The organism is Paraburkholderia sp. D15, from assembly GCF_029910215.1.
Classification (GTDB): domain Bacteria; phylum Pseudomonadota; class Gammaproteobacteria; order Burkholderiales; family Burkholderiaceae; genus Paraburkholderia.
Genome location: NZ_CP110395.1, coordinates 1,412,505 through 1,436,393, shown reverse-complemented (window position 1 = coordinate 1,436,393; position 23,889 = coordinate 1,412,505). Strand labels below are relative to the sequence as shown.

Genomic DNA, 23,889 nt, shown 5'->3' with positions numbered 1-23,889 from the left:
CTCTGTCTAATTCTTCTGTGGAACAGCGATATTACTGCGATGCAGCGACTCGGCCAAGGACCCCGCCGCGACGACTGTGCGAAGGATTCGGCCGCGTTCGTCCTCAAGACAGTCGCGCCGCGCCGTGGCCGCAATGTTCTGATTGCGCTGTTAGCGATCTCGCTTATGGCCGGCCGCGAAGTTAGCGCTTGGCAGTGAGGTCGTTTTTTTAACGGAAGCGGACGTTGGCGGGACATTGTCCGACTACTGCTCCGGGTCGGACTGAGGCAGAGCACCTACGCCGCTTACCAGTCTCGATCCAAACGAAAATCAAACCTATATCACCGACCCGAGCACGGCAGCAGCCTGCCGCTCCGCCGCTGCGACTGCGCACCGGCGAACCCTCCTCAGGAGTCCGGTGATGCTTCCCACCCCACCCCTCGATTATCTGGTCGCATACGTGATCTGCTTCGCGCTCGGCACACTGTGGGCGATGTGCGCCGGTTGCTACGTCGGTCACGTCCGGCGAAAGGCAACGGCCTGCCATGCCTGATCGCCGCCTGCCCTATCCACCGTTCGACGATGACGACGAAGACGAAGACGAATGGCTAGCCGAACAGTTGTATCTGCACGAGCGCGAGCCCGAGCAGTCACCGCACCGTCCGTTTGGCCAGGAGCGGCCTCGCTACCTCCCCCGCGCGGACGACATGATCTACGCCTGTCCGGCCTGTGAATCGCTCCGCACGGAGCCCCGCCATGTTGCGCGACGCATCGGCGGTGCGATTGGCGCTGCTGCCGGCGCAACGAGCGCCGCCGCAGCAGCACTGTCCGGTGCTGAGGTAGGCGCGGCGGCCGGCACGTTCGGCGGCCCCTTCGGCGCACTGTGCGGCAGCATCGCTGGCGCAATTATCGCGGGCCTGGCCGGCGCGGCTGCGGGTTGCGCGACAGGCGCGGCTCTTGGCGAAACCATCGACCGGAAAGTGCTCGCTAACCGGTGCTGCCGCGCGTGCGGGCATCTCTTCTCAACCTGTCCAGACTGATCGGGCTTCCACTTTCCTCTTTCCTGTCGTTTCCCTTAATGCTCGGCCGTGTGCCGGGCTTTATGCACTTGTCTGGAGGTTTTAAATGCACCTGGTTCAATCGATGGCCTATGTCGGCGACACCCCGTGGCACGGCCTTGGCAATCCGCTTTCCCCGAAACAGTCGATCGAGACCTGGCAGAAACAGGCCGGCATGGACTGGACGATCGAATCGGCCGATGTTCGCTTTGTCGCAGGACAAGCCGGTTCCGGCCTCGGTTCGATTCACGCGTTTCCCGAACAGCGCGTTTTGTACCGAAGCGATACGAAAGCTCCACTGTCCGTCGTGTCGTCGCGCTATCAGGTCGTACAGCCCCGCGACGTGCTGGAGTTCTATCGCGACCTTACCGAGGTCGGCGGCTTCGAGCTGGAGACGGCCGGCGTGCTCAAGGACGGCAAGAAACTGTGGGCGCTCGCCCGTACCGGCCAGTCCGTCTCGCTCAAGGGGCGCGACGAGGTGAATGGCTACCTGCTGCTCGCTACCGCCTGCGATGGCACCCTCGCGACCACCGCACAGTTCACGTCAATTCGCGTGGTCTGCTCGAATACGTTACAAGTCGCACTCGACGATTCTGCAGGCTGCGTGAAGGTACCGCACCGCACCCAGTTCGACGCTGCCGCAGTCAAGCGCCAGTTGGGAATCGCTACGTCCTCGTGGGACGGTTTCATGGTCCGCATGAAAGCCCTGGCAGATCGCAAAGTGGACGACGCAGCGGCCGAGGCGTTCTTCCGCCGCGTGCTGACCTATCCGGCCAGTTCCAGTGTCCCGATGCCGGCCACCAACGACAGCGCGATCAAGGTGGTGCAATGCCTGTATGCCGGTCGCGGCAAGGGCGCGACGCTCTGCACGGCGTCCGGTACGGCATGGGGTCTTGTGAATTCGATCACGGAATTCGTCGATCACCAGCGCCGTGCGCGCAGCGAAGACCACCGGCGCGACGCCGCCTGGTTCGGCGCTGGTGCCGCGATCAAACTGCGCGCGTGGGACGAGGCAATGAAGCTGGTTGCCTGAACCCATGTCCATGACGTCATACGGCCCGGCCGGGATCTTCCCGCCGGGCCTTCTGCTTTCTGGAGGATGCAAATGGCCTTGTCTGAATCGGCCGGGCGCGGTCGGCATCGGCCTGCGCTACGGCTAGTCGACACAAAATCTCTCTCGCGCGAGGACTGGTTGTCGGTAAGGAAGAACGGGATCGGTGGCTCGGATGCGGCTGCCGCCGTGGGGCTGTCGCCGCACTTGAGCCCACTTGAACTGTGGCTCATCAAGACCGGCCGCGATGCGAACCTGCCGAAGCCAGACGCGAACGACACGACCGAGCCGGTGTACTGGGGGACGCTGCTGGAGCCGATTGTCGCCGCGTCGTACACGAAACAGACCGGCAACCGCGTGCGACGGGTCAATGCGGTACTCCAGCATCCAACGGTGCCGTTCATGCTGGCTAACGTAGATCGGGAAGTCGTCGGCAACCGCGACGTGCAACTGCTTGAATGCAAGACAGCGGGCGCGTTCGGGGCACCGCTGTGGCGCGACGGTGTGCCCGAGTACGTGCAGTTGCAGGTTCAGCACCAGCTCGCGGTCACGGGCAAGTCCTCTGCCGACGTGGCCGTGCTGATCTGCGGCCAGAAGCTTGAGGTGCATCGAATCGAGCGTGACGACGGACTCATTGGCCACCTGATCGAACTCGAAGCCGCGTTCTGGCGGCACGTAGAGACCGATACGCCGCCGGCCGCCGACGGATCGGAATCCGCCGATCGTGCGTTGCGCTGTCTGTATCCGGGCTCAGGGGGCGCGGTCGATTTCACAGACGACCGTCACCTGTCGTCGGTGTTCTCCGATCTGGTCGCCGTACGTGCCGAGATCGAGGGCCACCAGGCCATCGAGGCGAAGCTGAAGCAGACCATCCAGCAGGCGATGAGAGACGCCGACCGAGCCGAGTTCGAGACGGGTTCGGTGTCGTTCAGACGCAGCAGGGACAGCGCCGGCATCGACCTGCAGCAGTTGCTAGCCGATCACCCCGAGCTTGCCGCGCAGTACGCCATCACGAAACCCGGCTCGCGCCGGTTTCTCGTGAATACCTGAAACTCCGCCGCTCCCCTCCCTGCCTCATTCCCCTCTGTTTACGTATACAGGAGAAGTCCATGTTGAAAGGCTTGAGCATCACTCCGCCCGTTATCGGCCGCATCAGTATCGGGAAACTTGTCGAGAAGAACGGCAAACGACTACCCGAGAAGGACGACCAGTTCACTCTTACCACCCAGATCCAGAACCGCGACGGATGGCTACTGCATCCGCTCAATGAATCGCTGCGCAAGGCTAATGCCGGCAAGCTCCGTTCGATCCCTGTCCGATTCCTATTCAAAGATCCCGACCTGAACCTGCGCGCCGAATACTCGTGCTTCGACCGCGAGACCGGGCGGCCAGTATGCGTTGGTAACGGCGAGACCTGCCGCCGGGCGGGTGACGCCGGTATCGAGGAGCTGCCATGCCCGTCGCCGGACGGCTGTGCGTTCGGTCAGGGAGGCGCCTGCAAGCCCTACGGCCGGCTCAATGTGCTGATCGGCGATGAAGACGAGATGGGCTCGTTCATCTTCCGCACCACCTCGTACAACTCGATCCGCACGCTCGCCGCGCGCCTTGACTACTTCGCGGCGGTATCGGGCAACCTGCTCGCCTGCCTGCCGCTGGAACTCAAGCTGCGCGGCAAGTCCACCACGCAGAGCTACCGTTCGGCGATCTACTACGTGGATCTCTGCGTGCGCGCGGGCAGCTCGCTCGAAACAGCTATCACCGAAGCGCGCGAGCTTGATGCGCGACGTCGCGCGGCCGGGTTCGATCAGATCGCACTCGATACCGCCGCACGGGCTGGCTTCGGTAACGGTGCATTCGAGGACAGTATCGAGGATGTCGCCGCAGTCGCGGACGAGTTCTATCCGACCCAGTCCGGTGACGGTCATCGTCAAGGTGACTCTAGCGCTCATGCCGATGCTGGTGGCGGAGCACCTGCGGCAGCCAGTCTGAAGGACCGGCTGGATCAGCGTGCCACGCTGCTCCGCGGGAAGGCCGCATGATCCGTCGTCTGGAACTCGCGCTGGCCGTCGCGGCAACCGCCACGGCTGTCTGCATGTCGGTGCTTGCCGGCTGGCAGCGCGGCGGGTGGTTGTCGGAACGTCTCGTGTGGGTGGCGGTGAGCGTCGTGCTGATTGCCGGCGCTCACCTGCTGCCCGCGCTATGCCGGTCCGCGCCGCTCGCGGTACGCGGTATCGGTACGCTGCTATGGCTCGGCTGCATGGCTGCCGCATCATGGGGACACGCGACGTTCTTCCTGCTGTCGCAATTTCATGCGGGCGAGGTCAGGGTGTCGGCCATGTCAGTCGCCAGCGTGCCGGCTCATCGCGCACTGACGGCCGTAATGGCGGAGCGCGCATCGGTTGCGGCCGATCTGGCAACGGCCGATGCCCGGCACTGCATTCGCGACTGTCCGGCGCTACGGGTGCGGCGAACCTCGCTGGCTGTCCGGCTCGATGCACTTGACGCCGAAGCGACTGACGTGCGCCGGTATCAGGTCATCGAAGACAGTAACGCGTCGCATCGTGACGCCGCCCGTGACGATCCGGTCACGGCGTGGATGGCCGCGCTGCGAGGCGTCGCGGATGCACGGCTCGAACTGCTCACGAGTCTCGTGTTTGCGGCGGTTCTCGAAGGCATGGCCTGCCTGCTGTGGTCGATTGCGCTGCTGCCGCAGGACACATCGTCCGTCACGAATCATCCCGAAGCCGTACCCACAGTCACGGCCGACCTATCCGACGTGACTACGGCTGACGCGCCGCCGGCCCCTGTCATGACCGAACCCGAAACCGAAGTCACGAAGCTGCGACGCGACATCGAGGCCGATCTCCTGCGCCCGACCGTCGCGAGCATCCGCAAGCATCTCGGCTGCTCGCAGGCGAAAGCCGCCGCGCTGCGCAAGCTGGTCATCGAGCGAACTGCATAAACCGGGCGCGCCACTGCGCCCGGTCTCCCTCCCTTCACATTCTGCGATCACGCATCCGGTTCTTCCGGAGGCCCGTGTTCGTCCTGATTCTGGAGTCACCTCCATGAGCAACACCATCCGTCTCAAACCGCGGTTTCATCCGGGCCGGCTGCTGGTCACGCCCGAAGCACTGGAAAAACTACGCGCCAGCCAGATTCCCGTCATCAGCGTCATGCTGCGCCACATTGTCGGCGACTGGGGCATCGTGTCCGACGATGACAAGTCGCAGAACGACCTGTCGATCGCGAACGGCCTGCGCCTGCTGTCGATCTACCCGCTGCAAGATGGCGCGCGCATCATCGTGGTCACCGAATGGGATCGTTCGAACACTACTATTGAGCTGATCGGACAGTTGGTATCCCGTCATGAACCGCCGCGCGCACCCGCACCTGTTCATGGCTGTTACCCGAAGTGGCCGATGACCGGCTACCCGGTCGGGAGGCGGGTATGAGCAACCGCCCACGCTTCCTGATGGGCCAACCCGTCATTACTCCGGGCGCCCAGTCCATGCTGGAAGAAGCCGGGATTTCGCCGACCATCCTGCTGGAACGGCATCTCCGTGGGGACTGGGGTGAGCTTGATATTGCCGACATCGCCAGCAACGAGCTGGCCCTGCTGATTCACAGACGCCTGCTGTCGAGCTATGTGATACCGGGAGGCGGGAGGGTCTGGGTCATCACCGAGGCCGACCGCACGGTCACAACTATCCTGCTGCCGGACGATTACTGACGGTTTGCGCAGAATTGTGAAAGCTTTACGGACGGGGGAGAAAAAACGACAGGATGAGTGCGTCAATTGGTTAAAACGTCCTCAGCGCATTTCATTGGCAACTCGAAGCTGCTCCGATTACAGGCCAGCGTCGATAAGTAGATCGGATGGTTTGCATTCGACGGCTGCCGCGATCCGAACGATATTGAGAAACGTTATGTTGCGCTCCCCCCGTTCGATCTTTCCCATATGAGATCTATCGATATCCGCGTAGTCAGCTAGCGCTTCCTGTGACAACTCCAAGGCCTTCCGGCGAGCGCGGACCGCCTCGCCGAATCGGACGAGGTAACGGTCTTTATCCTGCTTTCCGGACACTCTGTTCATAGCCCGTATCCTCGGTCGAGAGGGTTTTTTCGACCACGGTATTTACGGACCAAATGAAATTGTGCTAGCGAATCCTTTGTGTTTCAAGAACGGCCGGAGCTGGGGCAGCTTTGACCACAAACACCGGAGCGCACCCCGGCACTTGCAGCTTTTAGGGCTAACACATGAATTTTTAGTGTTTTTACGACCACGGTATTTAAGACTCTTTTTTATTTGCCGTTATACCGTCTGTCCACGGCGCTCCAGTCTGTCAGCGCAGCCAGTGAGCAATACGGCCCGACCCACATGGCCGGCGCGCCGAACATTTCGCAAGGCAACCTGGATGTCCGGTTGATGGATAGATGCGAGAGAGAGCCTGACGGCCTGGTTGTACGAACACAGATAAACCCAAACGAGGGCAATAAATGAAGACTCCGAAGAGTGCTGGATTTGTGAAACTGATGCTGTGCGCATCGGTTACCGCATCACTTGTCGCGTGTGGGGGAGGCGGAGGCGGGAGCCCTTCCGCCCCCTCTTCAATTGGCAGCGCTGGTAATCCGACGCAGAATGCGCAACTCACCGGTAAGGCGATCGACGGCTACCTCGTGGGCGCGACCGTCTGTTTCGACAATGGGCAGGGTGCATGTGACGCATCTCTACCCACCGCGACGACTGATGCCAACGGCAATTACAGTCTGCCGGATACCGGCGGCCTGCTCGGCAAGACGCTGCTCGTGATCATCACGCCGCAGACCAAAGACCTGTCACGCCCGAACTATGTCTTCCCGGCTACCATCACGCTCAGCCAGATCGTGACGGCTACGGGTTCGCAGAACATCAGCCCCTTGTCGACACTGATCACGGCCCAGATGGAAACGGGCCTTTCGCAGCAACAGGCAACGGCGGCAGTGACCGCAATGCTCGGCGGCATCGACCCCAACGCCGATTACATCGCATCGGGTAACGCTCAGGCTCTCTCGACGGCGACGGCGATCGTGAACAAACTGACCTCGCTCGCGACGAATGGGGTCACCGATCCGGCAATGGTTCGCAATGCAGCGAACGCCATGGTCGCGAACAACACCACGGACGTCACGGCTGACCAGATCGCAGCGCAAGCGTCGAAGCCGGTCTGCGCCGGCGTTGACGCCTCGCAGGTGCTTTCGCAAACGACGTACGCGCTCTACGGCTACCTGCCATACTTCGCGAACTACAACAGCTCACCGGTGCAATCGATCGTGCAGGACGTGCGCTCGATCAGCAACGGCACCGTCGTGACCCAGCAGCAGGAGCTTTCCTCGGGCACATGGCAGCCGGTTACGAACGGCAAGTACGAAACGATGTACGGCGCGTACGAAATGAAGAGCGACGCTTCCTGGTCGAACTTTGTTCCGGTGTCGACATATCGCGCTCCGCTGCCGGTGACGGTTAATGGCGCCGTGCTCTCGGGCACGGACGCAACGACTGGTATCACCTACACGGACGAGTTCCGTCAAGCCGACCTCTCAGGCCAGACGTTGGCAACGGCTGTGCCGACGAACTACGCGATCAATAACCTGTGGCAACTACCGCCGCTGACCACGACCACCTTTGCAAGCGGTACGAAGGTGTATCTGGGTCTGCTGTCCTACAGCGCCGATCAGGTCATCCTGCCGGTGTGGACGCCTGCTTGCGACAATCCCACGATCGTTAATGGTCAGGTTTGCGACGATTCGCAACCGGCAGTGATCGAAGACGGCGTAATCTCTCTCATCACTGGCGATGCAGCTACGACCTATACCTCTGTGCAACAGGCTGTCGGTCTCTCGCTGGAAGGTCGCGCCGGTGGTTTTGGCATGACCATCACGGCCGATGGCAAGATCACTTACACCACGTATGACCAAAGCGGCACCGCCACCGTAAATCAAGGTGGTACGTGGTCGGTCTACAGCCGCAACAGCAATGTCCTCGTGCTCGATCTCTCGAGCGCTGCCCTGTCGGCTATCGGTACGGACCCGCTACTCTCCCCGCTGAACGATGGCGCGAAGCTCGTGATCGCGCTGCGCAATGGCCATCTACGCATGGGTTGGCTTTACCCGTCGACCTACGCGCAACGCACCTATCAGTTCACGGGTGCGCTCAACGCACAACTGCTCGCAGGCGTGCAGTCAGCAACCTCACCGCAGTGAGTCATGCATAGGGAAGGAGGGGTTTCGGCCCCTCCCTTCCTGCGCTTTCTTCCATTGTCCTGATGAGGACAAACATGATTGCCTGGCTGCCTTCACCGACACCATCGCGGCCTCGATGCTGGCCGCGGCGTCGAGTCCGGGCATTCCCGCAGAACCCTTGAGCGCGCAGGTCTCTCACTCGCTTCCAGAAGACTACAAAGCGATTTCTTTTTCTATATCCGATCATCATGAAACAGTTCTTTCGTCTTCCCGCTACACCTCTCATGCTCGCCACCGCTGTCGCACTTTCCGCCTGCTCGAACGGTCCATCCGAGAACGATGCGAAGGCCGCTATCCAGACATCCCTTGGCGGCTGTGAATACCTTTCCGTCGATCACTTCGAAAAGGTCAACGGCACGCCACAGGGTGACAATCGCTATCTGGTCGACGTGAAATACACGATCAAGATGAAGCCAACGCCCGACATCAAGGCATACTCCGGTGAAAAATATGCGCAGGAGGTCGACAATCTGAAGCAGCAGGTCGCTCACGCACATGACGTCGAAAACGCATGGAAGACCGCAGAGCAGGCGTGGATACAGGCCAACCCCGGCCAGGATGCGAGCGCATACGAAGTCGCCCATCAGGACGGCTGGGCCGACTATCAGAAGGTCGTGCCACTGCTTCTCGGCGGTGACCAACTCGTGAGCAATGCTCCGCGAACAGCCAAGGCGGCGATGGAGCGCGCCATGCGGCAAAGCTGCCCCAACGTCAACTCGTCGCTGCTCGACAACTTCTTCAATGGGAACGAGCCGGTCGAAGCGTACGCCGACGGAATCGAAGAAATCTTCAACGGCAAAATCGCGATGACGAAAACAGACAACGGTTGGCAAGAGGATCGGTAAGGAGTCCCGCAATAACTCCTCCCGAGACGCGAGTTCAACGATAAGCCGACATATCGAGGCGCGCCTCGTACCCACCCACCATTTTTTTGCTCGGACCGGACGGCTCTAAAGTGCAGCACCGGTTCCGGTATAAGCCCTCGGATTCGCCGGAACCGTTTTGCCGCCCAGGGGAACTGGTCGGCACTTTTCGAAATTGCAAGTGCTTCAATCAACTGCTTGAGCTCGTAAAGATCAATGCCCGATACGGCTTGGCGCCATTGGCCCCAAGCGCTGTCAACTGCGTTGGCGCCGGCGTAACCGCCGCGTCGCGATTTGCGAATCTTCCGACATTGTGTCCCGGTCATTGGGAGCAAAAAATACGGCGCCGCTTTGGCCTAGTACCGGCGCAGCGCCGGCCGCAGGCGGAATCTTCTCGCTAAATTGCCGAAAGTAGTTGCTGCGCTGCTCGTCGAACTGCGTGTAAAGGCTCGCGATGTCGAGGTGCTTGACCAATTCAACCAGCAATACGTCGGGCTGCTGCCGGTCCGTTTGCGCAGATTTCATGGACTGGTTAATCGCCTCTCGCGCCTTTTGACCGCGCTCCGGCACTACGTTCGCACGTCGCGTAGGAGATGCCGCCGCCCGAAACGTCTCCTCGATCCATTCCGGCTTCGCGAGATCATCGAACCCGCCCGGCACTTCCAAGCGTTGACGCACACGTTGGTAAATTCCGATCTCGAATGCGAACGCGTCGATCAACGCTCGATCAGGTAGTGCGATATAGGCGTCGCCAAGACCGATCTGGCGAATGTCCCATGAGCCGATGAAGTCCGCAAGTACATCAGGCGGTTCAGGCGGTCGTACGAGCGTCTCGAGGATGTCGTATTGCAACGATGCTGTGAGCAGTTCCACAACCTCGACCAATACCTCGAGTCCTTCGTCCCCAGTTTCGCTGGAAGGTGGGTCGACTACGTCGAACTCGACCGGTTTCGCCGCTTTGCGCGGCCGGTTTAGTTTCGCAAATGCGCATACGCTACTGACCGGCCTGGAAAGCGCTCCCGGTCGCCCAATCCGTGTTATTGCGTCCAACTGGTCCAGAGCCTTGATGACCGCCGGTGAGCGATAGTTGGTGCGCCCTCCCTTGGCTTCGAAAAGGTGCCACTCGTCAAGTTGGTCCAGAACAAGCAAGTCCGGAACCTTGCCAATGCGGGCGCTCGGGCGCGCGCGCGTGGCGACAGTCTTCTTGCCTCTAGTCCCGATTACCGCAGCCGATCGAACGAACGCGGCTGAAGTGAAGATCGCTTGATGCAGCACCTTGCAAGGCCTCCTGGCCGGCGGCAACCAACGATCCGCAGCAAGTCGCGTCGCGATCTGTCCCATGTAATAGGACACGGTACTCCATTCAGACGTTTCGACATATCGAGAGAACTGCTGCGGCACGACCGTGCCGGCCGAAAACTCGAACATGCTCAACACCCATGCGACCCGCGCCCCGAGAAACGAGCAGAGCGCAGCGCGTTCCGGCCCGCTCATCAGGAGCGTTGATGGCCAGTCCTTCTTTGGGCCGTACCCAGTCTCGAACGCCGCACGAGCCACTTCGGCGCGGGACACGCGCGAGCGCACTTGTGGTTTGTGTGTTGCGTCGAACGGGCATGTCTTAATCGAATCGAAATCCTTGGGAAAGTGGGACGGGAACGTCTTCGTCTTAGTTGATGTGGAGGCCATGGCTCGCGGCTTGGGGAGCCAATAGTGAAAGCGACTTGTCAAGGCAGTCTCGTAGTCGTTATAAGGCTGTGTGGTTCCTAAAAACGTCCCGGGTGTCATCGCCCGAGCCCCGTGCCGAACCGCTGCTATTGTAAGGGTTGGTCATTTGACCGGTCGAATCCGATTAGGCCTCGATCGGTTCGAATCCGCCGCACTATATCTACGCAGACCGGCCGCACGCACCCATATCTCTCGGGCGCAACCGCCTTGCACCTCGTGAAGAGTGCGCGCTTCCAATCAGTGCGTACTGTCTCGGAAGTTAAGCTGCTGCCGCCTCGCCGAGTCCCGTAAGCGCCCCATCATCCGAACGAGGCATTCCGTACCATGCCGTTGGCGAAATGCCTTTCTTTGATTGGCTGGCGAAAACAACCGCATCAAGCACGGCAAGGTTGGTCAAATCAGCGCGTTTATCCTGTACGCTCAGCAGCGCTTGACGCAACAGGTCTTCAATGAGGAGGTAGCGTGCGAGTGTAAGAGCACCGTCCTCCGGCACGATCCCCTTTAGGTATGCCAGCCAACGGGAATCGAGTGGCACGATGTTGTGCGCCAAGCCACCGTTCACGAGGATGTTTCGCAACTGCTTGGGGCCAATTTGCACGAACGGTTCGGCCTTGAGGTGCTTGCTGAACACCGCCGATCCTGCAAGATCATGATCATCCACTGTGCCACGCGCGAGTTCACAGAAAATCTTGAGCTTTTCATTGTCGTAGCATCGGTCGGCAAGTCGCTCGCTCTCCATCCCAGCCTCGACAAAGTGAGCATAATTGCCGATCACGAGATCCGCCTTTTTCTCGGGAAAGCGTAGCCCACGCCCGCTAATTTTGGATAGGACCCAAGCGGGGTCGCAGTAGTTTGCTCGAACCTTGTCAAGACGCAGGAGCGGACCGTCCGCGTGAAGAAAAGCCGCCAGCTTGCCGTCGTCTTCGGCGTTCTCCTGACTGGAGAAGCCACATACAACGAAGAGCCTCCAGAGGTCACCAAGCGTCTGCACGGGCGACTGCTGCAGCTCTCGGCGTTGTCGTCCGTTAGCGACCGTATCTGCGAACGGTAGCTTGCGGAGCAATTGTGAGACTAAGTCGACAGCGTTGAGCGGCAGGACGAACTCCGACTGTTTTCCGCCCCTTTTGCCATCCTTGATCGTGGTTTTCGACGCACCACGCTTCCTCCTGACCGGCTTCCCCGGATCAGGCGCATAGGAACCATCGGCAAGCACTTGATCACAGAGTTCCGCGACAGCCCGATTACGTGTGAGGCAATTCCCTCGAAGAACATTGACGCTTTCGCGCGTCAGCGTTCTGATCCGCTCGATGGGCCATTCGTTGTTCTTCCAGGTCTCGCTCATTTTCTTTCCCGCGGTGGTAGTCCCAGCCTTTTCGCTTCCCGGCTGACCGGCAACTGGAACGAATTGATGAATCAAAATCGCGCGATGCACCACGCACGCCGGTACCAATGAGTCCTCTTAGGGAAAATGGATAACATCTTTGCTCGGAACAACGGTTGCTGCGGCGGCTTTCCGCTTCGTTACCCTCTCCGCGCTACGTTTCTATATTGTTGTCCGCCGTGGCGCTAGCTCATCGGGGTGCAGGCTCGATAGCCAGTCGCTTCGCAACGCGCTGCACCGATCGTCGAGGCACAATAATGGGTCATCAAATGCGACGCCGCTGGTGCTGCCGCTCAGGCGTCCCTCCGAGAGGAAAGAACTTAGCGGTTTTGATGAACAACAAGATATCTGGAGCGAGCTCCTGTCCGCAATCTATCTCGCCCTTGAAAAGTGCGATTTAGGGTCCATGTTCGGCCTTCCGAAAACCTTACATGGAACAACGCATGAACTTAACCACAAGCCTCCGTCAAGCAATTGACGCGCTAATTGCTGCCGATGCTTCGCGCCAAGTATCTGGAGCGGACGGAATCATTAGCAGCATTCACCTCTCACCCGATGGTCTCCAGATGCGAAATGTTCGCTTCGGCGAACTCAATCGAATTGCCGACCTGCTGAGCAGCCTCTACGATCAGGATCTAGCGATAGTCATGGCGCTCACAACGTACGGCGCCGAAAACGCATCGTCCGCCGAGCAGGCTACATTTCAGGAACTGCTTGACGACGCCCATCAGCAGGTGAACGACGCGGACGGACGCAATCGCGCAATCACCAACCTCAGTGGAAAACCACTGTCGAAGTATCTGCCGATCGGGCTGCGGCGCGCCGGGCTCGACTGATCGCAATCGCTGCAGACGGCCGGCCCACTTCAAACGACGCACGCCGCCGGCCTCCCAAACCATCCGCGGCAACCGGGTATTGCAGGCTCTATAGAGTCGCGAGCATTTCGACACCCCACGTCGTACATTGTCATCTCTGGCCATCAGCGACCTGCGGATATGTGCAATGCCGGGTGAATTCGCGATACGCCGCGCGGCATCTCTACACCTTAGTTGCTACCAGAGTCCGAGCGACGGTCACCACCCCCAAACCCCTTATTCAAGCTGCCGTCTTCAAGGCGTTGGGCAAAGACGCTGCCCATACTCTCCCCCCGCTCGTTCACATTAGCGGACTGCTCCGTAGGCTGAACCAGCGTCTCTACGCCCGTTGCCGATGCAGCGCCAGCTTGTTCATCGACGGCGCTCGCGACGCCGACTATCTCACTACCACAGTGCGGACACTTTTTGAGACTCTTTGAAACTTTTTGCGACCGATCGACTTCTTCCTGCATCCGGTACAGAAAGGTCTTGAAGCCGCTGAACGTCAGCTCCAGTCCCTGCTTCTTCAAGCTGCTCCACACCTGCTTCTGAGTGTAGCCTTTCGTTCGAAGGGCCTTGATCTCATCCTTGATCTGCCTGAGCTGCGCCATCGCTGTTCCCGGCATCTCCCGTTGCTCAAGATCGCGAAGTCCTTCCAATAAAGCTTCTTTTGTTGACATGACGGCGAGTTGATTGCAAACAATTTCAGCATTTTGAAGTCCAATGAAACTACTTGCAACCAATCCAATCCGCAAAGCATTTAGACAACCTCGCCCTGCTTGCGTGGTCGCCCAGGGCCGCCTTCCCGCAGCTTGCGGCGCCGTCCCTTTGTCAACGTCCGAGAACCGAGCGTCGGTTTGAATCGCAGCAACTGCTTGTCTTTCGTGAAATAGCTCGACGCGTCCTCGATCATCAGTTCAAGCAGCCCGGGCTTGTGGCAATCGATGAATCCGTAATACCACCGGCCCTTCTCCTTGAAAGACTTTTTGCGGTAGTGGCTGCTACTCAGGTAGCCCGCCCCCTTCGTGATTGCTTCCCACCGGACAGCCATCCGATCGAGGGCTGCGAATTCGTCCTTGACCCATTGACCGTCAAAGATGAATAGAACGTGGTGGTGAATAATCCCGCTCTCGTCCTGCTCGATCTTCCACACATAGCCGACAAGGCGTGCGAACAGTTCCTTGTCCTTGCCGAACTGATTCGCAACGAAACTATCGCGGTCCGCCATCGCACGCTCCGGATCGAACCGAGCCGCGCACTCCGGCACGCGCCTTTCCCGACGACGATCGTGGAACTGCCCCGACAACGACGTAAGCGAAGGGCGAATCATGACGTCGGCTTCAGACACCGCCTCCTCCCGGTACTGGAACTCGGCGCGGACCGTCAACAGCTTCGTCGAGGCGTTCGGCATGGTCTTCAAGTAGTGCTGGATCGACCTTTTCTCTACCGCAGTCCCTCCGTACACCCAGTTGCGCATCGCCTTCTTCACGCCACGCTGCTTCGCCTCGCTACGCACGTAGACGACAAAATCATTGAACACCTCCGCCTCGATCAGATCGTTTCTGACCAGTTCAGCGGGATCGATACACGCACAGCGCCTAATATCGGGATGCGAGGCGTAACAGTCGAGAAACAGCCTGATGTCGGGCGAGCACGCCCAGCCTGGCAGACAGATGTCTGGAAGCCAGTTCAGCCGCTGAAAGCAACTCGCCAATCCCGCCGAGAGTTTGCGCACATGCTTTCGCCTTCCCTTCATCACGACATCGTAGGCGATGTCGTGAGTGTTCAGTACGAGCTTCAGAAACGTAGTCAACTTCGTGAACACGGCGGAATATTCACCACGGGCCCAAACACGATCTCCGATTCCAATTACGTCCCAAGCACCGTATCCCAGATTCTCAAAGGTCAATGTGTTCGCAAAAACCTGCTCTCGTAGAGCAAAGCTCATGATGTCACCTCAAATAACTTAGCGTCGATATAAAATTCGACATCAATGTAAAGACCAATTGCGCCTAAGGAGCGCTATCTCGCACTGTGAGGTTATCGCATGACGAGGTAGCTTACTCTCGCATGACGTGCATCTCCTTGCTTCGCGGGATGCTCGCCATTCACCTAGCAATATCAGCGGTTCAGATGCCATTGATACATTCACGGAGATAGGAAGATCTATACGTTTGCATGGTTACGATGACTCGAACTATCATTTTCTTGATTAGAATAATAAGTAACCTTACTACATACCTAAATTCAATCGAAATTAATACCTCGACAGCACCAGGCGTTCGACCCCAGAAACTCCGTCAACCACGCGACTATTTACCTCACATACTATTCGGAATTATCCAGTCAATTTTTGCCCACATCTTTGGGCCTGCGCGCAAAATACGTTCTCAAGATCAATAGGACCCCCTTCCTCACTTCAGGTTGCTTCGCTGATTATTTACAACATCCACTCGCCACGTGCGGGTGCGGACGGACGCTCGTTTATCGCCCCGCCGATGCCTGCAACGCCATCCGTGCGGAGATGGCAACTAATATCAACCATCGACGTTCGCTCACTGGAGCTGCAGCAGCGGCGTCCCTCTCACCGATACCCGACGGAGCCCGATTTTCGTGAGCCGCTCCTAGTCCTAGCCCAGCCAGCTCGCGCAAATGATCGTCAGAAGGAAATCCGAGCTTTACCCCTTCAGATAGACTAAGGGAAGTAACTATTCAGCAAAGGGGAACATAGTTGTTGCACGTTCGCCGTCCGGTTACAATCCTTGCGAACCATCACTTTTTTGATCCCATGCCCGATCATCGCGCCGCTATAAGGCTGCCGCGCCCTCCAATCAGACAAAAGCGAACAGCGCCGCCCGGCGCTGCATATCAGCTTCTGACGGGCAAGGCCTCGTTCGCGGCCGAAGAAAACGCATGGGAGAGCCTAAGGCTCCCGACTCGGGAAATAGCGGACCGTTATGGGGCCGACAGATTCGATTTATTGATCTCCATCCGGAATATCGTTCAGCGACTGGAGAAACTCGCCAGCGTGCAACGCTGGCAACAGGGATTTTTTTCGGTGTCTATTGACGCAAAAGGAAATCGGTATCTTGACGTAAGGCCGCCGGGCATCTTGATGTTCGAACTTTTTACCAAGGCTGCCTGCAGTAGGCTTCTTACAGTCATGGAGCATTTTCCAGGATGTGATTTACATCCTTATTTTCAGATCTTATTGGACGCGCTCCGCTCCCGACCAAGTTTTGAAATTGATGGTTGGCACTATGAAGTTGAAAAAATCGCCGACGAGTATTTTTTTGAGCAATCACGCCAGCGATTTTTTAATCACACTCGCATCTATCAAATTCGCGACGATCTCAATTATTTCTTTGCGGGTTTTTATCAATCAATTCGAAATTCGAGGGAGAAGGCAAAATCTTTCCGTCGAACGCCACTCGATAATAGGCGCAGCTTGATGCAATTTGCGTGTCATTTGCTGGATGGCGAATCGCAGACTGTCATTGCTCATCTTACGATCCGAAGAGATATTAAGGTAATCGGTGGGGACCCGCCTATATCCCGAAGTAAATCCGAAGAGTTGCGAAAAAAACTCGTCAAGCACATCAAGCGCGAGATTCCGGACAGCGATTATCTTGGGCATGCAATCCTACTCAAGCGGGACGCGATATTGGGGTGCTGGATGGAAACGTTCGTTTTTTTTACCAAGAACGCCCTCGTACAGGACGCGGATGTATTAGCTAAACTCGTCAACCGCTGGAACGGCGAGATCGGTCTGGGCCGCGCAGGCTGCGTTGGCGAAATTTTATTTCAAGCACACTCGGGCGCCGATAAGCGCTACAGCCAGACCCTGGAACGAATCGTCCTTGTAACCGAACCCAACTTCTATTGCCGGGTGTCGGCGGAAGGTCTGCATCGCTTCTGGTGCACGCAGTCACCGGTTGGAAAGCTTGCCGAACGGACAAGACAAAACAAACGCCGGGAAACAGAAAAGAAGCGTGCCGCCAAGGCTCCAAGCTCGCCAGTAAGCCGTCTACAGGAAGCCGCGCTGGCCAACCGGGAGCTTATGCTTGATCCCCGCTGGGTACAGGCGAGGGAGAGACACGGCGCAAAGATTGCGGAGAGAAGAAAAAAAGCGGCCAAGACGCGCTCACGGCGAAAGGGTAGCCAAAACATCACGGCATCAGCACCTGTCCCGACGTACATGACGGCAGTTCGCTTCGCGCGGATCGACGCCGCCAACGACGAGTCCAATAACCCGAGCTACGATGTCGGAGGAAGTCCAATGAATTCGCGCGAGCCCGCTCGCCGGACGGACGCGCAACAAAATCAATCGCCCGCCCCTGCGTCGAACTCGTCATCACGTGGCGACAAACCGGCAGCGCCTCATCGCCCGATTCAACTGGAACGGCAACCCGGAAAGCCCAAGGAACACGATACTAATCGTGAACACGTAAAGGTCGAAGTTAGAAAAAAGAGAACTTACGTCAGCAAGCCAGAAGATTGAAACGCAGCCAATCAGTCGAAGTCCACCTAGCGACATTAGGAACGGTTCGCGCTGCTCAACCCCGCGCGCGCTTCGCTTGTGCCGCCACCCACGCGCAGACCTGCTCTTCGTCCCATCCCACTGCGCCGGTGTCGCTGATACTGAGAGAAAAGCACCGAGGGAAAGTCGGATCGTAGTACCGCGAATGTGAATCCATGCGATTGTAGATCGAACTGCGCCCGAGGCCGGTTAGCTCAATGACGCGCGGCAATCGCGCAACCTTGCCGATCTTCCGCCTATCGGGGCTGGGGGTAGGCTGCAGCAATCCAGTCGCATCAGCTCGACCACTCCTCGAACCAAGGCCGCTCTCTTTGACAGCGACAACGAGGCGTTCAGACTCATCCCTCTCCGACGCCACGGATTCCTCTACCGCCAGCGCTTGACCCGCAACGGGCATAATCGCCGGAGGCCGACGGTACGTCGACTCCGGCGATTGGTCATTGCGCTCAATATCGACGCCTACATCACCGTCGTCGGGCATAAGGCCACAACGGTTCAAATAGGCAATTGCAGACTCTCTCGGAATGAAGCTGTCCGGCACCAGTGACGCTACGGGGGCATATCCAGCATCGACAGCCTTGAGCTGACCGCGCGCAAGCTCGTCGCGTAAGGCCTGTTGATGGCGCTTCTGAATCTCCTTCTGCTCCATCTCGTATCGCTTGATATCCGCGGCCGTCACCAGAATAGGCTCCCACAAGGGTCGCTCATTTGAATCGAACCAGGCATCGAGAAACGCCGCCTTTTCGGCGTCCGAAACCGGATGTCGCAGGGGAGGCAGGCCGGGCAAAATCTTCCGCAATATGCGCCGATCGTCTTCGTTAAGCGAATAAGGCGCCGGCAGCTCAACCAGTTGACGCGGCGAGGCCGCGTCAACCGGAAATTCGAGTGCGCTCATTTGGTCCGTGTCAGGCGGAAGCAGTTGATCCAGCGTTCGCCCACCATCGGGGACGAGTACCGGCTGGTATTCGGCCGGGGTCGACCATTTCTCGTTGTCTGCTGGCGGCGCCATCCAACCGCGATGCTTCACCAGCTTGCCGACAATGCACTCGATACCTCGGTAGTGCGCCTCGCTCGTTGGACGCACAGCCTCGGCAATGGCCATGCAGAAGCTCCAATACTCGATGAGCGGACCGGATGGAAGTTTGACGCGACCTTGCACTTGGACCCCGTTGGATTGTTCTCGTGAGTTCTGCGAGTATAAGTGAGCGGGAATGTTCCGACGTCCTCCTCGAGCCAAACTGGCCACGCACACGCACAGCAAGTTCGCCAACGGCCTGCCCTTCACCGCCTGAGCGATGGGCTAGGTGGACAGTTGACAAGCTGATGCTCGATGATGGGCCCGCTGATGGGCTGAAAAACAAAAAGCCCCGCAAGTCGTTGAACTTGCAGGGCCTTGGATACTTTTCTGGCGGAGAGACGGGGATTCGAACCCCGGATAGGTTATTAACCTATACACGCTTTCCAGGCGTGCGACTTAAACCGCTCATCCATCTCTCCGGCGGGGAGCCGAATTATAGCAAACTTCGCGCCCTGCGCCACACCCTCTTGCAAACCGCCCTAAGGATGCCGGATGTAGTCCACCAGCGCCCGCGTATAAGCATCCGGCGGACGGTCCGCGAGACTCACGGCAATCGCCACCAGAAACCCCGCCGGCACGCCGAACACGCCCGAGCTGATCGGCTCGATGCCGAACCACCTCGGCCCCGCGAAACCCGTCATCTGCGTGAAGAACGGATACGTCGACACGATGTAGTAGATGCACACCAGCAGCCCCGCCACCATTCCCGCGACCGCGCCGGCCCGCGTGGTGCGCTTCCAGAACACGCCGAGCACCAGCACCGGAAACAGACTCGACGCTGCCAGCGAAAACGCCGCGCCCACCAGGAACAGAATGTTCCCCGTATTCAGCGACGCCACATACGACGCGAACAACGCCACCCCCAGCAGCAGAATCTTCGAGATCGTCACGCGCCGCTGGCTCGACGCGTTCGGATCGACCATGTGGTAGTACACATCGTGCGATAACGCGTTGGCGATCGTCAGCAGCAAACCATCCGCCGTCGAGAGCGCCGCGGCCAGCGCGCCCGCCGCGATCAAGCCCGACATCACGTACGGCAGCCCCGCGATTTCCGGCGCGGCGAGCACCACCATATCGGGCTGCATCTGGATTTCGCTCCAGCGCACGATGCCGTCGCCATTCGTATCGTTCAGGCTGATCAGCCGCGGCTCCACCCTGCTCCACTGCGTGAACCATTGCGGCAGATCGGCGAAGTGATGCCCCACCAGGTTCGTCAGCATCTCGTACTTAATCAGCACGGCCAGCACGGGCACCGTCAGATAGAACAGCGCGACGAAGAAGAGCGTCCACCCCACCGAACGTCGCGCGGAAGCGACCGAGGTCGTCGTGTTGTAGCGCGTCAGGATATGCGGCAGGCTCGCCGTGCCGAGCGACAGACACAACAGCAGCGACAGAAAATTGCGTTCGTGAATGCGCCGCTCGTCGTCGCCGGCGGCGGGAAACGGCTCGTGCATCGGCACCGGCGCGGCAGCGCGCAGCAGCATCTCGTCGCGGCGCTGGGTCCAGACGATCTGCGCGGCGGCGGCATCGCGTGGAAACTGATCGAGTGCTTTCTCGCGTTCCTTGATGTCGCGCAACGGCCCGTTATGCCGCCGCATGTCCGCGACCTCCTGCGTGAGCCGCGCCTTCTCCGCGACGAACGATTGCGGCAGCGTATCGAGCCGCGTCTGCATCTGCGCGGCCTGGCGCCGGTAGTCGTCGCGCACGGTCTGTTCGAGCGGCGCGTCGCGCACCTGCTTCTCGAGACCCTCCACGCGCTCCATCAAGCGGCCGTAGTTGAATTGCGGCAGCCAGCCGAGGCCGTCCTTGTGCGCGATCATCGACACCGGTATCAGGATCGCGGCGATCAGGATGATGTACTGCGCGACCTGCGTCCACGTGACCGCGCGCATGCCGCCGAGAAACGAGCACACCAGAATCCCCGCGAGTCCGCAGAAAATCCCCACCGCGAAATCGACGCCGATGAAGCGCGTCGCGATCAAGCCCACACCCTGAATCTGCGCGACCAGATAGACGAACGAACACAGGATCGCCGCCAACGCGGCAAGACCGCGTACCGCATTGCTCGAAAAACGCGTGCCGAGAAAATCCGGAATCGTATAGCGCGCCAGTTTGCGCACGTACGGCGCGAGCAGGAACGCGACGAGGCAATAGCCGCCGGTCCAGCCCATCAGATACGCAAGGCCGTCGTAGCCGGTCGCATAGATCGACCCGGCAAGCCCGATGAACGACGCTGCCGACAACCAGTCGGCCGCCGTCGCCATGCCGTTGAACGCGGACGGTACGCGTCGCCCCGCGACGTAGTATTCGACCAGATCGGACGTACGCGACAGCAGACCGATCACCGCATACACCGCGATCGGCACGAACAGGAACACATAGCCGATCCAGACGCCCGGACCGGTGGTGCGCTCGATCCGCCACATCACATAGATGAACAGCAGAAAGCCGAGCGTGTAGAACGCGTAGGAACGGATCAGCCGGTTCGTGAGCTTCATTCGGTTCGGCGTCCGCGCGGCGCCGCGGCGCGAGCTTGCATGGCGGTGGAAGCCGGGACAGAGTTGGAAGTCGCCGCGCTCAAGTCGGCACCCGCATCGCCGTCATCACGCATCTCGCCAACGTTTCGCGCATCCGCTTCGAACGCACGCTGCAAACGACGATCCGCGCGCTGCATCAGCACGATATACACGACGATCAGCGCCACGTAGATCAGGATCGCGCCCTGCGCGCCGAAATAGAACGGCAACCTGAAGCCGCCGACTCGCACCGCATCCAGCGAAGACGCCATCAACGGCACCACGAACGACACGACGAAGCCGAGCGTCATCAACGCCGCGATCAGCACGACGTTGAAGCGCCAGTACTTTCGATGCGCGTGCGCCATCGCCGCCGAGACCGTCGGCGGTTCGGGCGTGGGATTCAGCGTTGCGTGAGAGGAGGAGTGCGGCGCGGCCATGCGCCTATGTATCAAAAAGCCACCGGGCAGGCAATCGGGATTGTCCGCGCGGTGGCTTTGCGAGTGGCGTGGTCCGCGTCAGCGGGCTACGCCGGTTCGAGGGTCACAGCGACTCGCCGAGCTGATCGAGAATCGCCGGATTCTCCAGCGTCGACACGTCCTGCGTGATCGCCTCGCCCTTCGCGAGCGAACGCAGCAGGCGGCGCATGATCTTGCCCGAACGCGTCTTCGGCAGGTTCTCGCCGAAACGGATGTCCTTCGGCTTCGCGATCGGACCGATCTCCTTGCCGACCCACGCGCGCAATTCGTTCGCGAGCTTGACCGCCTCTTCGCCCTGCGGACGCGCGCGCTTGAGCACGACGAACGCGCACACGGCCTCACCGGTGGTCGCATCCGGCCGGCCCACCACCGCCGCTTCCGCGACGAGCGGATTCGACACCAGCGCCGACTCGATCTCCATCGTGCCGAGACGGTGGCCCGACACGTTCAGCACGTCGTCGATGCGGCCCATGATCGTGAAGTAGCCGGTCTCCTTGTCGCGCACCGCGCCGTCGCCCGCGAGGTACAGCTTGCCGCCGAGTTCGTCGGGGAAGTAGCTCTTCCGGTAGCGGTCCGGATCGCCCCACACGTTGCGCAGCATGGACGGCCACGGACGCTTCACCACCAGAATGCCGCCCTGCCCGTTCGGTACGTCCTGACCGGTTTCGTCGACGACCGCGGCCATGATGCCCGGCAGCGGCAACGTGCACGAGCCCGGCACCAGCGGCGTGGCGCCCGGCAGCGGCGTGATCATGTGGCCGCCGGTTTCGGTCTGCCACCACGTATCGACGATCGGGCAGCGGCCGCCGCCGACGTTCTCGTGATACCACACCCACGCTTCCGGATTGATCGGCTCGCCGACCGTGCCGATGATGCGCAGCGACGACAGGTCGTAGCTCTTCGGATGCACCTTCGCATCGGCCTCGGATGCCTTGATCAGCGAACGGATCGCGGTGGGCGCCGTATAGAACAGCGTGACCTTGTGCTTCGCGATCATGTCCCAGAAGCGGCCGGCGTTCGGATAGGTCGGCACGCCCTCGAACACGACCTGGGTGCCGCCGAGCGTCAGCGGCCCGTACGTGATGTAGCTATGGCCGGTGATCCAGCCGATGTCGGCGGTACACCAGAACACGTCGGTGGGCTTCCAGTCGAAGGTCCACTTCAGGGTCTGCGCGGTCCACAGCAGATAGCCGCCGGTGCTGTGCTGCACACCCTTCGGCTTGCCGGTCGAACCGGACGTGTACAGGATGAACAACGGATGCTCGGCCTCGACCCACTCGGGCGCGCACTGATCCGATTCGGCCTGCGTGAGTTCGTGCATCCACACGTCGCGGCCTTCGTGCCACGCGACCTTGCCGCCGGTGCGCTGATAGACGATCACGCTCTTCACCGCGTCGCAGCCGCCCATGGCGAGCGCTTCGTCGGCGATGTTCTTCAGCGGCAGCGCTTTACCGCCGCGCATCTGTTCGTCGGAGGTGACCAGCGCAACCGCGCCCACGTCGACCAGACGTTCGTTCAGCGACTTCGACGAGAAGCCGCCGAACACCACCGAGTGCGTGGCGCCGATCCGCGCGCAGGCCTGCATCGCGACGATGCCTTCGATCGACATCGGCATGTAGATCACCACGCGGTCGCCCTTCTTCACGCCGCGCGCCTTCAGCGCATTGGCGAAACGCGACACGCGCTGCAGCAGATCCTGATAGGTGACATTGGTGACGGTGCCGTCGTCGGCCTCGAACACGATCGCGACGCGCTCGCCGTTGCCGGCTTCGACGTGACGGTCGAGGCTGTTGTACGACGCATTCAGCCGGCCGTCCTCGAACCACGTATAGAACGGCGCGTTCGACTCGTCGAGCACCTTGGTGAACGGCGTGTTCCAGCTCAGCGTTTCGCGGGCGAGGCGCCCCCAGAAACCTTCGTAATCGCGTTCCGCCTCGGCGGCGAGCGCCCGGTACGCATCCATGCCGGAGATCGCGGCGCCCGCCGCTGCTTCGGCGGAGGGCGGGAAAACACGGCGTTCCTGAAGAACGGATTCAATCGCAGACATCGACAACCCCTTGGTGAAGATGAAACGTAAAACCTGTGG

Annotated in this window: 20 protein-coding genes and 1 tRNA gene; 11 read left to right on the top strand and 10 right to left on the bottom strand. The window is 59.9% G+C overall.

The window, feature by feature from the left end:
* Window positions 1–524 precede the first annotated feature (524 nt).
* The 7 genes from LFL96_RS06325 to LFL96_RS06295 all read left to right on the top strand — a co-directional run bounded on the left by LFL96_RS06325 (window position 525) and on the right by LFL96_RS06295 (window position 5,818).
* A complete protein-coding gene (locus tag LFL96_RS06325; RefSeq protein WP_280999266.1) occupies window positions 525–1,019 on the top strand; it encodes a hypothetical protein in 495 nt (164 codons plus the stop codon).
* Window positions 1,020–1,104: 85 nt separating this feature from the next.
* The gene (locus LFL96_RS06320) at window positions 1,105–2,070 is read left to right on the top strand and encodes a DUF932 domain-containing protein (protein ID WP_280999265.1); all 966 of its coding nucleotides are present in this window, start codon (window positions 1,105–1,107) and stop codon (window positions 2,068–2,070) included.
* 72 nt (window positions 2,071–2,142) lie between these two features.
* Window positions 2,143–3,138: a lambda-exonuclease family protein gene (locus tag LFL96_RS06315; protein ID WP_281000586.1), complete on the top strand. Its 996-nt coding sequence runs from the start codon at window positions 2,143–2,145 to the stop codon at window positions 3,136–3,138.
* 59 nt (window positions 3,139–3,197) lie between these two features.
* The gene (locus tag LFL96_RS06310) at window positions 3,198–4,127 is read left to right on the top strand and encodes a phage capsid protein (RefSeq protein ID WP_280999263.1); all 930 of its coding nucleotides are present in this window, start codon (window positions 3,198–3,200) and stop codon (window positions 4,125–4,127) included.
* Window positions 4,124–5,050 carry a hypothetical protein gene (locus tag LFL96_RS06305; protein WP_280999261.1) on the top strand — a complete coding sequence of 309 codons (927 nt, stop codon included), beginning with the start codon at window positions 4,124–4,126 and terminating at the stop codon, window positions 5,048–5,050. The genes LFL96_RS06310 and LFL96_RS06305 overlap by 4 nt, the downstream gene beginning before the upstream one ends.
* Before the next feature lie 103 nt (window positions 5,051–5,153).
* Window positions 5,154–5,540, top strand: a complete 387-nt coding sequence (locus tag LFL96_RS06300; protein ID WP_280999259.1) for a hypothetical protein — start codon at window positions 5,154–5,156, stop codon at window positions 5,538–5,540.
* Entirely contained in the window at window positions 5,537–5,818 is a 282-nt protein-coding gene (locus LFL96_RS06295; protein ID WP_280999257.1) for a hypothetical protein, read from the top strand. The genes LFL96_RS06300 and LFL96_RS06295 overlap by 4 nt, the downstream gene beginning before the upstream one ends.
* 117 nt (window positions 5,819–5,935) lie before the next feature.
* Here the strand turns inward: LFL96_RS06295 and LFL96_RS06290 are convergent, their stop codons facing one another.
* Window positions 5,936–6,181 (bottom strand): helix-turn-helix transcriptional regulator, encoded by a 246-nt coding sequence (locus LFL96_RS06290; protein ID WP_280999255.1) that lies wholly within the window; start codon window positions 6,179–6,181, stop codon window positions 5,936–5,938.
* A 404-nt stretch (window positions 6,182–6,585) separates the two neighbouring features.
* On the opposite strand from LFL96_RS06290, the gene LFL96_RS06285 reads away from it, so the two are divergent.
* Both LFL96_RS06285 and LFL96_RS06280 read left to right on the top strand, forming a co-directional pair.
* Window positions 6,586–8,328 (top strand): hypothetical protein, encoded by a 1,743-nt coding sequence (locus LFL96_RS06285; protein WP_280999253.1) that lies wholly within the window; start codon window positions 6,586–6,588, stop codon window positions 8,326–8,328.
* A 227-nt stretch (window positions 8,329–8,555) separates the two neighbouring features.
* Complete coding sequence (locus tag LFL96_RS06280; protein WP_280999251.1) at window positions 8,556–9,212, top strand: hypothetical protein; 657 nt, start codon at window positions 8,556–8,558, stop codon at window positions 9,210–9,212.
* A 273-nt stretch (window positions 9,213–9,485) separates the two neighbouring features.
* Here the strand turns inward: LFL96_RS06280 and LFL96_RS06275 are convergent, their stop codons facing one another.
* Window positions 9,486–10,916 carry a hypothetical protein gene (locus LFL96_RS06275; protein ID WP_280999249.1) on the bottom strand — a complete coding sequence of 477 codons (1,431 nt, stop codon included), beginning with the start codon at window positions 10,914–10,916 and terminating at the stop codon, window positions 9,486–9,488.
* 298 nt (window positions 10,917–11,214) lie between these two features.
* Window positions 11,215–12,297 (bottom strand): hypothetical protein, encoded by a 1,083-nt coding sequence (locus LFL96_RS06270; protein ID WP_280999247.1) that lies wholly within the window; start codon window positions 12,295–12,297, stop codon window positions 11,215–11,217.
* A 482-nt stretch (window positions 12,298–12,779) separates the two neighbouring features.
* Between LFL96_RS06270 and LFL96_RS06265 the strand changes: the two genes are divergently transcribed.
* The gene (locus tag LFL96_RS06265; protein ID WP_280999245.1) at window positions 12,780–13,172 is read left to right on the top strand and encodes a hypothetical protein; all 393 of its coding nucleotides are present in this window, start codon (window positions 12,780–12,782) and stop codon (window positions 13,170–13,172) included.
* 209 nt (window positions 13,173–13,381) lie between these two features.
* Here LFL96_RS06265 and LFL96_RS06260 read toward each other — a convergent pair whose 3' ends face one another.
* Together LFL96_RS06260 and LFL96_RS06255 are read right to left on the bottom strand one after the other, a co-directional pair.
* A complete protein-coding gene (locus tag LFL96_RS06260) occupies window positions 13,382–13,933 on the bottom strand; it encodes a hypothetical protein (protein ID WP_280999244.1) in 552 nt (183 codons plus the stop codon).
* 17 nt (window positions 13,934–13,950) lie between these two features.
* On the bottom strand, window positions 13,951–15,138 hold the full coding sequence (locus LFL96_RS06255) for an inovirus-type Gp2 protein (RefSeq protein WP_280999242.1): 1,188 nt from the start codon (window positions 15,136–15,138) through the stop codon (window positions 13,951–13,953).
* A 783-nt stretch (window positions 15,139–15,921) separates the two neighbouring features.
* On the opposite strand from LFL96_RS06255, the gene LFL96_RS06250 reads away from it, so the two are divergent.
* The gene (locus LFL96_RS06250) at window positions 15,922–17,691 is read left to right on the top strand and encodes a hypothetical protein (RefSeq protein WP_280999240.1); all 1,770 of its coding nucleotides are present in this window, start codon (window positions 15,922–15,924) and stop codon (window positions 17,689–17,691) included.
* Between the two features lie 55 nt (window positions 17,692–17,746).
* Here LFL96_RS06250 and LFL96_RS06245 read toward each other — a convergent pair whose 3' ends face one another.
* The 5 genes from LFL96_RS06245 to acs form a co-directional block, all read right to left on the bottom strand.
* Window positions 17,747–18,832 (bottom strand): AlpA family phage regulatory protein, encoded by a 1,086-nt coding sequence (locus LFL96_RS06245; RefSeq protein WP_280999238.1) that lies wholly within the window; start codon window positions 18,830–18,832, stop codon window positions 17,747–17,749.
* A gap of 304 nt (window positions 18,833–19,136) precedes the next feature.
* A tRNA-Ser gene (locus LFL96_RS06240) sits at window positions 19,137–19,227 on the bottom strand.
* Between the two features lie 60 nt (window positions 19,228–19,287).
* Window positions 19,288–21,306 carry a sodium:solute symporter family protein gene (locus LFL96_RS06235; RefSeq protein ID WP_280999236.1) on the bottom strand — a complete coding sequence of 673 codons (2,019 nt, stop codon included), beginning with the start codon at window positions 21,304–21,306 and terminating at the stop codon, window positions 19,288–19,290.
* Window positions 21,303–21,764, bottom strand: a complete 462-nt coding sequence (locus tag LFL96_RS06230; RefSeq protein ID WP_280999234.1) for a DUF4212 domain-containing protein — start codon at window positions 21,762–21,764, stop codon at window positions 21,303–21,305. The genes LFL96_RS06235 and LFL96_RS06230 overlap by 4 nt, the downstream gene beginning before the upstream one ends.
* 103 nt (window positions 21,765–21,867) lie before the next feature.
* The gene (acs, locus tag LFL96_RS06225) at window positions 21,868–23,850 is read right to left on the bottom strand and encodes an acetate--CoA ligase (protein ID WP_280999232.1); all 1,983 of its coding nucleotides are present in this window, start codon (window positions 23,848–23,850) and stop codon (window positions 21,868–21,870) included.
* Window positions 23,851–23,889: the final 39 nt, after the last annotated feature.

Excerpts from the sequence above, each read along its gene's own strand:
- LFL96_RS06320 (WP_280999265.1), top strand. The coding sequence starts at position 1,105 with ATGCACCTGGTTCAATCGATGGCCTATGTCGGCGACACCCCGTGGCAC.
- LFL96_RS06305 (WP_280999261.1), top strand. The coding sequence starts at position 4,124 with ATGATCCGTCGTCTGGAACTCGCGCTGGCCGTCGCGGCAACCGCCACG.
- LFL96_RS06255 (WP_280999242.1), bottom strand. The coding sequence starts at position 15,138 with ATGAGCTTTGCTCTACGAGAGCAGGTTTTTGCGAACACATTGACCTTT.
- LFL96_RS06285 (WP_280999253.1), top strand. The coding sequence starts at position 6,586 with ATGAAGACTCCGAAGAGTGCTGGATTTGTGAAACTGATGCTGTGCGCA.
- LFL96_RS06325 (WP_280999266.1), top strand. The coding sequence starts at position 525 with ATGCCTGATCGCCGCCTGCCCTATCCACCGTTCGACGATGACGACGAA.
- LFL96_RS06310 (WP_280999263.1), top strand. The coding sequence starts at position 3,198 with ATGTTGAAAGGCTTGAGCATCACTCCGCCCGTTATCGGCCGCATCAGT.
- LFL96_RS06315 (WP_281000586.1), top strand. The coding sequence starts at position 2,143 with ATGGCCTTGTCTGAATCGGCCGGGCGCGGTCGGCATCGGCCTGCGCTA.
- LFL96_RS06300 (WP_280999259.1), top strand. The coding sequence starts at position 5,154 with ATGAGCAACACCATCCGTCTCAAACCGCGGTTTCATCCGGGCCGGCTG.
- LFL96_RS06295 (WP_280999257.1), top strand. The coding sequence starts at position 5,537 with ATGAGCAACCGCCCACGCTTCCTGATGGGCCAACCCGTCATTACTCCG.
- LFL96_RS06270 (WP_280999247.1), bottom strand. The coding sequence starts at position 12,297 with ATGAGCGAGACCTGGAAGAACAACGAATGGCCCATCGAGCGGATCAGA.
- LFL96_RS06290 (WP_280999255.1), bottom strand. The coding sequence starts at position 6,181 with ATGAACAGAGTGTCCGGAAAGCAGGATAAAGACCGTTACCTCGTCCGA.
- LFL96_RS06245 (WP_280999238.1), bottom strand. The coding sequence starts at position 18,832 with ATGGCCATTGCCGAGGCTGTGCGTCCAACGAGCGAGGCGCACTACCGA.
- LFL96_RS06230 (WP_280999234.1), bottom strand. The coding sequence starts at position 21,764 with ATGGCCGCGCCGCACTCCTCCTCTCACGCAACGCTGAATCCCACGCCC.
- LFL96_RS06280 (WP_280999251.1), top strand. The coding sequence starts at position 8,556 with ATGAAACAGTTCTTTCGTCTTCCCGCTACACCTCTCATGCTCGCCACC.
- LFL96_RS06235 (WP_280999236.1), bottom strand. The coding sequence starts at position 21,306 with ATGAAGCTCACGAACCGGCTGATCCGTTCCTACGCGTTCTACACGCTC.
- LFL96_RS06275 (WP_280999249.1), bottom strand. The coding sequence starts at position 10,916 with ATGGCCTCCACATCAACTAAGACGAAGACGTTCCCGTCCCACTTTCCC.
- acs (WP_280999232.1), bottom strand. The coding sequence starts at position 23,850 with ATGTCTGCGATTGAATCCGTTCTTCAGGAACGCCGTGTTTTCCCGCCC.
- LFL96_RS06265 (WP_280999245.1), top strand. The coding sequence starts at position 12,780 with ATGAACTTAACCACAAGCCTCCGTCAAGCAATTGACGCGCTAATTGCT.